This window comes from Pseudomonadota bacterium, from assembly GCA_010028905.1.
Taxonomy (GTDB): Bacteria; Vulcanimicrobiota; Xenobia; order RGZZ01; family RGZZ01; genus RGZZ01.
In genome coordinates this window covers 1-7,008 of sequence record RGZZ01000269.1, presented here as the reverse complement: position 1 = coordinate 7,008, position 7,008 = coordinate 1, and the positions used below count along the sequence as shown (strand labels likewise).

Below are 7,008 nucleotides of genomic sequence, written 5' to 3'. Positions count from 1 at the left end.
GCGGGTTCGTCGAACAGATCGTCGGCCAGGTGGTACCAGTCGGTGGGGCGCAGCGACACCGGTTCGTCGCAGGCCGCCGCCATCCGCCAGGCCTGCAGCGCGGCCGCGGCGTCTCCGCGGGCCCCGTGGGCGGCCGCGCGCCACTGACAGGCCAGCAGGCCGGCGCGCCCCTCCACGAGCGTGAGCGCCATTTCCGGGTCGAAGTCGGCCAGGGCATCGGCCACCGCCACGCTCCAGGGCGCGTTCACCGGGTCGACGGCTGCGGCCGCGTTGATGGCCGCGGCGCGCATCTCTTGCGCGTCGGTGTCATCCGGCATGCGCGCCAGAACCGCGTCGAGCCTGCGCACCGCCACGCCCCAGGCCCCGTTCATCTCGTCGAGGGCGGCCAGTGCGCGCAGCCCCTCGGCGGCCAGTGGGTGCTCACTTGTCTCGAGCACGGCCAGGGCAGGCCGCAGGCGTGCCGCAATCCACACATATCCCTGTTCGTGCAGGCGTGCGGTCTCGCTGGCCGCGCACGCGCGGGCGATGCGCCTGGCCTGTGTCACGTTCATGTCGTCTCCTCTGCGGGGCGCACCGGGTCGCCCGCCGCGTCGATGGTGGCGCCCCGCGGGGTGACGCGCGAGCGCCCGGGGCGAGGGCATGGCTTTGTCGCGGGTCGCCCCCTTCCTTCCCCCGGGTCGTGCGTCGCTCACGCAGGGAGGCGCGCGGGAATGCGGAACATACCGTCTTCCATCTCCATCCCTGAGGGGGACTCACATGGCCTGCATCTGTGGACTCAAGCCCAGCACCGAGGAGTGCTGCGGGCGCTTCCTGAAGGGCGAAGCCCGCCCGGAGACCGCCGAGGCGCTCATGCGCTCGCGCTACACGGCGTACGTGAACGCCGACATCGACTACATCATGGGCACCCACGATCCGACGACGGTGCACACCCAGGAGCGCTCATACGCCGAGAAGTGGGCGAAGGAGGCGGCTTGGGACGGCCTCGAGATCGTGTCCACCGAGAAGGGCGGCCTCACCGACACCGAGGGTGTGGTCGAGTTCAAGGCCCGCTACCGCATCAACAACCAGCCGGCCGTGCATCACGAGCGATCCAGCTTCCGCAAGGACGGCGACACGTGGTACTACGTCGACGGCGACCTGGTGAAGACGCAGACGGTGCGCCGCGAGCATCCCAAGGTGGGGCGCAACGATCCGTGCCCGTGCGGAAGCGGCGCCAAGTACAAGAAGTGCTGCGGCAAGGCGGCCTGAGAAGCGCTGCGGTCTCTTCTCTACGCGCGGCGGAGCACGCCTGCGGCGACGGGCCGGGCGTGCTCCGCCGCGTCGCGTCTCCAAGAGGAGGCGCTTGTCACGGCGAGAATACCTTTACGGTCGCCCCCATCGCTCTCGTGCTCTGAAAGGGGAATGCCGCCGTGCGACGCGCCGCTTCGATTCTTCTGATAATCAACCTGATCATTGCCATCCTCGCCGGGGTGCGGGGGCTCGCCATCTCTCGCGCGCACAGCGCCAGCACCGTGGTCGCCTCGACCCCCGCGCTCATCGATGAGCAGGTGAAGCGACTCGATCTCACCGAGGGCGAGCGGCGCTGGGAGAGGGTCGGCTGGGTCTACGATGTCGATCGCGCGCTGCAGCTCTCGAAGGAGCTGAAGCGCCCCATTCTCGCGTATGCGCTGAACGGCAGGCTCGACGGCCGCTGTTGAATGGGCTCGGCGGGCATCAGAGCCGTGTCGCTCTGTGACAAAGACCTCATCGACAGGCTCAACCACTACTTCGTTCCCCTCGTGGTCGAGCTGAACTACCGCATCACCTCGCTCAATCAGATCGACACCCCGAGCGGACGGCAGATGATCGAGACGTTCGCCCCCTACTTCCGGCGACGCCCGGCACTGCTGCAGACCTTCGTCATGACCTCTGACGGCAAGGTGGTCAACGTCGCCGAGCCCATGGGGCAGACCGCCGACGTCATCTCGAACCAGACAGCGGCGGCCATTCGCGAGCTGGGCCTCAAGCCGGGCGAGAGCATCGCGCCGTACGTCAGCAATGCCCACGATCCGAACGCGTCGTTGCAGCTGCGCGTGGTGATCCGCTACAACGATTCGAATGTGATCTCCGAGCTGCGCCAGCTCCATCCGCTGAGCAACACGCCAGGCTACAACGTGTATCCCGCGGCCCTCACCGCGGCGACCCGTGACTGGATCTCACTCACGCCTGAGCAGTGTGTCCAGATGCTGCCCGCGGCAGGTGCGGGCGTGGGCACCGCTTTCGATGTGAGCGATGGGGTGGCGCGCACGGTGCTGAGCCACTTCAGGCCCGAGCCCTCGCTGATGGAGCCGGACGGTGACGCCAAGGCCATCGCGCGGGTGCAGAAGGCGTCGCTTCGCGGCACGGTGACGTCGGTGTCGGGCGATACGGCTCGCGCCGAGCTTCGTGGCAGGCTCGAGATGTATCAGCCAGGGCTTCGCCCCGAGAGCGCCGGCGAGTCGCCGAGCGACAAGAACAGGGTGGCGCTCGACGTGGTGGGCTACGTTGACTGGAACCCGAAGACACGGGCCATCACGCACCTGTCGATGTCCACCGCGAACGCCACGTACACGGGATATGACGGCAAGCCCACCCTCGGATATCAGGGCGTTGCCTACCTGGTGCCCGTCGAGCGGCACTGAGCGCGCTCTCAGGGTCACCCGCGGGCGAGGTGCCGCGCGTCAGCGCTGCTGCGGGGTGATGTAGGCCATCAGGAACCGACCGTCTTTGAGCATGATGAGGTTCGGTCCCTCGACTGCGACGTTGCTCTCCTGCCATCTGAAGCGTGGGTCGGGGGTGAACTGCAAGCCATCGTCTGAGCGAAGCACGTGCAGAAGGCCCTGGTTGAACAGACCGCCCAGCGACTGGTGGGCCATGAGGTAGGTGCTTCCCACGTGGATGGTGGCCGACACCTGACCCGCAACGCGCTGCCCGGGCTCGATGACGAAGTCGAGGCCGTTGCTCGAGGTTGCGCTGCAGATCTGCTCCTCGATGCCTCGGGTGAAGAACATGCGCCACGTGCCGTCGGGGAGCGCGATCACGTCCGGATCGACGATTCCCGTGTCGCTGAGCCGGCAGCCGGGTTCGCGCACCCATCGGTTTGCGCGCCGGACTGCGCTGTGGAACTCGGTGCGCTCATAGGCGGGATCTTCGTTCCCGGCGGAGACGGTGTAGAACAAGCGGTATCCGCCCCCGGGGAGGGCGATCACGTTCGGGTCGACCTGCTTGTCTGCCGTCTCCCCCTCGATGCCGACGTTCTGGGGCTTTCCGACCGTAAGCTTGTCACCGCGGCCCGGCTCCAGCGAGATGGTCTGCACGCGAGATGGGTCTGAGCAGAACGTCACAAGGTGACCCTCGAACCACGCCATCTGGGGGGTTCCCACGCCCTTGACGGTGTACGGCAGCATCTTCCAGGTGCTGAGGTCGGGCGAGATGGCCCATCGCAGCTCCTTCGAGGTCACGGGAGGGGCTTTGGCTCTCATGCGTGTTGCAGACGCAGTCGTTCGATTCGGCGACGCGGGCTGTGAGAGGGGGAGCCTTCGTTGTGCCAGGAAGATCAGCAGCTGCAGGCTCACCAGCAGCAACACGAGGAGTGCTCCCACGAGACGACGGTTCACGCGGGCCGGGCCTCGAGGGCAGTGCGGATTGATGCACGGCGTGCGGCCACGCAAGCCCGACGGGGTGATGCACCAGGCACCGTGGGGGGGAGCTCGACGTGCATCGGCCCCTGCGGGGGGCGCGTCACGGGAGGGGCTTCACCGAGACCTTGATCTGGTACTTGCCCGCAACGCCAGAGGTGAACGTGAAGCTGGGCTGCGGCGTCATCTTGGTGCCAGGCTTGCAGACCCCACGCACGACGATGGGGGCCCCCCCGTTGTTGAACACCACGGGCAAGCCATAATGGTCGCTCGCGGCGCCACCCCCCCAGATGGTGACATTGATCTGATAGGGCCCGTCGTATAGCACCAGACCCTTGTTCGAGATCTCGGCGGTCACGGTGTACTGTGTGTTGCCGTCGAGCGGCTTCGAGAGGTACTTTCCGGCGGCGGTGAGCGAGTACGCTTCGGAGTCGCTGTCGTAGTTCACCAGCTTCTCGATCAGCGTTCCGCCCTTCATGACAGAGACGCTGTCGAGATGGAGCGCAGGGCTGAGCTTCTTGGGGAATGCGGGATCGGGAATGGGGTTGGGAACGAGGACGGGCTTCCCCACGACCTCACGGCCGCTCGACAGGAGAAGCATCGACGTGATCGCAATAGCCAAGACACGAGAGAGTGACGTGTGCAAGGGAGAACCCCCATTTCATGAGACGCATGGACGCGTGCAGGGATACGGTTGGACGCAGGGCCTTCTCGTCTGCTCGGGCCTTTCCTGCTGGGTTCGCTTCGGGCCTGACACCAGCGCCTTGCGTCTCGTATGCGGAGACGGTGATGTTAACAACTTTGTAACAATTGCGCGCTTGTGCCTCGTGCTATACTCATGCCGTATCGATGAGGAGGGTCGTGCCGCTGGCATGGCCGCGGAGGGAACCGGGCAGATGGAGCTTCATCCCCTTCACGGGGGGCGGCGCGGAAACGCGTCGGGCCCCACCAGGAACGTAACTTCGGAAGGCGGTTCGCGCACGCCTGATGCGGCCCCGAACGGCGACCGCTTCCTGGCGTCGGCGCCCCCTGCCCCTCCCCCTGCTCCTCGCGCCACCTCTTCGGTCGAGCCTCAGCCTGCGGGGCACGAGCGCCCCCTGCGCTCGTCGACCACCGCCCACGCCCTGCTGGGCATGGAAACCTCCAACGCACGCAGTGGGGCGGTTTCCGCTTCGTCGCCCCCTCCGCCTTCCGCACAGGGGGAGGCTGCGCCCGCTCGCGCGAGCAGCGCGCCATCGGTGCTGCTGCAAGATGACACGGGCGCACCTGTCGGGGTCGTGGGAGGAGGCGCACCACCTCCCCCGCTGCCGACGGCCCGTCCCATTCCCACGCCGCCTGTTCCCGAGCCCCCGGCGCTACCCAGCCAGACGCGAGGCCCTGTCGCCGCATCGGCGGCCCCTGTCATCACGCCGCCCAGGCGGAGCGATGCGCTGGTCGGCCCGGAGCGCGTTGCTGCCCCCGAACGGCCGGGGTTGCTGCGGCGCATGCTGCACACCGCCCGCGTTCTCGGAAACAACCTGCTCTCCATCGCGGGCAAGGGCGACGACACCATTCCGCTTGAGGAGCCGCTGGCGAAGATCAACGCGCTCGGCCCGCGGTTCGCCGCCATGAGCGACACCGAGCTGAAGGGCATGACCGCGACCTTCAAGGCGCGTCTCGCCGCAGGGGAGAGTGTTGACGCCATCATGCCCGAGGCTTACGCGGTGGCCCGCGAGGCCGCTGGGCGCGCGCTCGGCATGAAGCCGTTCGATGTGCAGGTGCAGGGCGCCATCGCCATGTACCAGGGCAAGATCGCCGAGATGCGCACCGGCGAGGGCAAGACCCTCACCGCCACCATGCCCGCCTACCTCTACGGCCTCACGGGCAAGGGCGCGCACGTGGTCACCGTGAACCAGACCCTCGCCGAGCGCGACGCCGAGAACATGGGCAAGGTGTACAACTGGCTCGGTCTCTCGGTGGGGGTGGTGCCCGACGACCCCCAGAAGATTGCCGAGAAGCGCGCCGCCTACGCCGCTGACATCACCTACGCCACGAACTATTCGCTCGGATTCGACTTCCTTCGCGACAACATGTCGCGTCAACCGTCCGACAAGGTCTGCCGCGAGCCGAACTTCGCGCTCATCGATGAGGTCGACGAGATTCTCATCGACGAGGCCCGCACGCCGCTCATCCTTTCGAAAACCGAGCAGCCCGCCACGCAGCAGTATCAGCGCTTCGCCGAGATCGTGAAGGGGCTCACGCCGGGCGCCGATTACAAGGTCGACTACAAGATGCGCCAGTGCTGGCTCACCGATGACGGGCTCTCGAAGGTCGAGAAGCAGCTCGGGGTCGACAACCTCTACAGCGAGAGCAACATGACGCAGGTGCCCTACCTGCGCGCCACGCTCATGGCCCAGACCCTCTTCACCCGCGACAAGGACTACATGGTGCGCGACGGCAAGATCGACATCGTCGACGAGTTCACTGGTCGCGTGATGGACGGGCGTCGCTACAACGACGGCATCCATCAGGCCCTCGAGGCCAAGGAGGGGGTGGCCGTGCAGCCCGAGCAGACCACCATGGCCTCCATCACCTATCCCAATCTCTTCCGTCGCTACCACCACGTGGCGGGCATGAGCGGAACGGCCAAGACCGAGGAATCCGAGTTCCAGGATCTCTACGGCATGAACGTGGCCGTGATTCCGCCCAACCGCACGTCGCAGCGCGTCGACAAGCCTGACCTCGTCTTCAAGAGCTATCAAGAGAAGTTCAATGCGGTCGTCGACCGCGTCGCCCATCTTGCCGAAGAGGGCAAGCCCGTGCTCATCGGCACCCGCAATGTGGCCACAAACGAGTACCTGCACCAGCTGCTGAACCAGCGCGGGATTCCGCATCAGGTGCTCAACGCGCGCAGCGTTCAGGAGAACACGTCGGCCGAGAACGACATCATCGCCCGCGCAGGCAAGAGCGGCATGGTCACGCTGGCCACCAACATGGCGGGTCGCGGGGTCGACATCAAGCCGGACGTGGTGAACTTCAAGCGCCTGACCGGGGAGGCCGTGCAGGCCGTGAACGATGGTCAGCGCGTCATGATCGTCATGTCGAAGAAGTCAGAAGGCGAAGACGCGCGCCTCTGGCTCGGCGTCAACCAGCTGAGCGTGGCCGCGGGCGAGCCGAAGGTGGCCGAGACGAAGGGCGACGCGCTCTTCGCGCCCGCCGCGGGCGAGCAGCCCGGCGCTGCGGTCGCGCAGCCCCAGGTGCAGCTTGTCGTCGACGACGGCACCCCGCTGCCGGCGCTGCCTGGCGTGAAGGTGTTGCGCACAGCCGATCCACAGTTTGCTACGGGCGGGCTGCACATCATCGGCACCGAGCG

6 protein-coding genes and 1 pseudogene are annotated in these 7,008 nt (G+C 67.0%); 5 read left to right on the top strand and 2 right to left on the bottom strand.

The genetic code is table 11. The features are described 5' to 3' along the window. The 4 genes and pseudogenes from EB084_16485 (at position 1) to EB084_16470 (ending at position 2,660) form a co-directional block, all read left to right on the top strand. Positions 1 to 142: pseudogene (locus EB084_16485) on the top strand (2-oxoglutarate dehydrogenase E2). Between the two features lie 614 nt (positions 143 to 756). Then, positions 757 to 1,248, top strand: coding sequence for a YchJ family protein (locus EB084_16480; GenBank protein ID NDD29854.1), 492 nt, complete (start codon positions 757 to 759; stop codon positions 1,246 to 1,248). A gap of 161 nt (positions 1,249 to 1,409) precedes the next feature. Next, positions 1,410 to 1,697 carry a hypothetical protein gene (locus tag EB084_16475; GenBank protein ID NDD29853.1) on the top strand — a complete coding sequence of 96 codons (288 nt, stop codon included), beginning with the start codon at positions 1,410 to 1,412 and terminating at the stop codon, positions 1,695 to 1,697. After that, entirely contained in the window at positions 1,698 to 2,660 is a 963-nt protein-coding gene (locus EB084_16470; GenBank protein ID NDD29852.1) for a hypothetical protein, read from the top strand. A gap of 39 nt (positions 2,661 to 2,699) precedes the next feature. Here EB084_16470 and EB084_16465 read toward each other — a convergent pair whose 3' ends face one another. Beyond that, positions 2,700 to 3,635 (bottom strand): hypothetical protein, encoded by a 936-nt coding sequence (locus EB084_16465; GenBank protein ID NDD29851.1) that lies wholly within the window; start codon positions 3,633 to 3,635, stop codon positions 2,700 to 2,702. Positions 3,636 to 3,759: 124 nt separating this feature from the next. Continuing rightward, positions 3,760 to 4,257: a hypothetical protein gene (locus EB084_16460; protein ID NDD29850.1), complete on the bottom strand. Its 498-nt coding sequence runs from the start codon at positions 4,255 to 4,257 to the stop codon at positions 3,760 to 3,762. An 871-nt stretch (positions 4,258 to 5,128) separates the two neighbouring features. Here EB084_16460 and EB084_16455 point away from each other — a divergent pair. Continuing rightward, positions 5,129 to 7,008: hypothetical protein (locus tag EB084_16455; protein NDD29849.1), on the top strand; the 1,880-nt coding region annotated here is incomplete at its 3' end.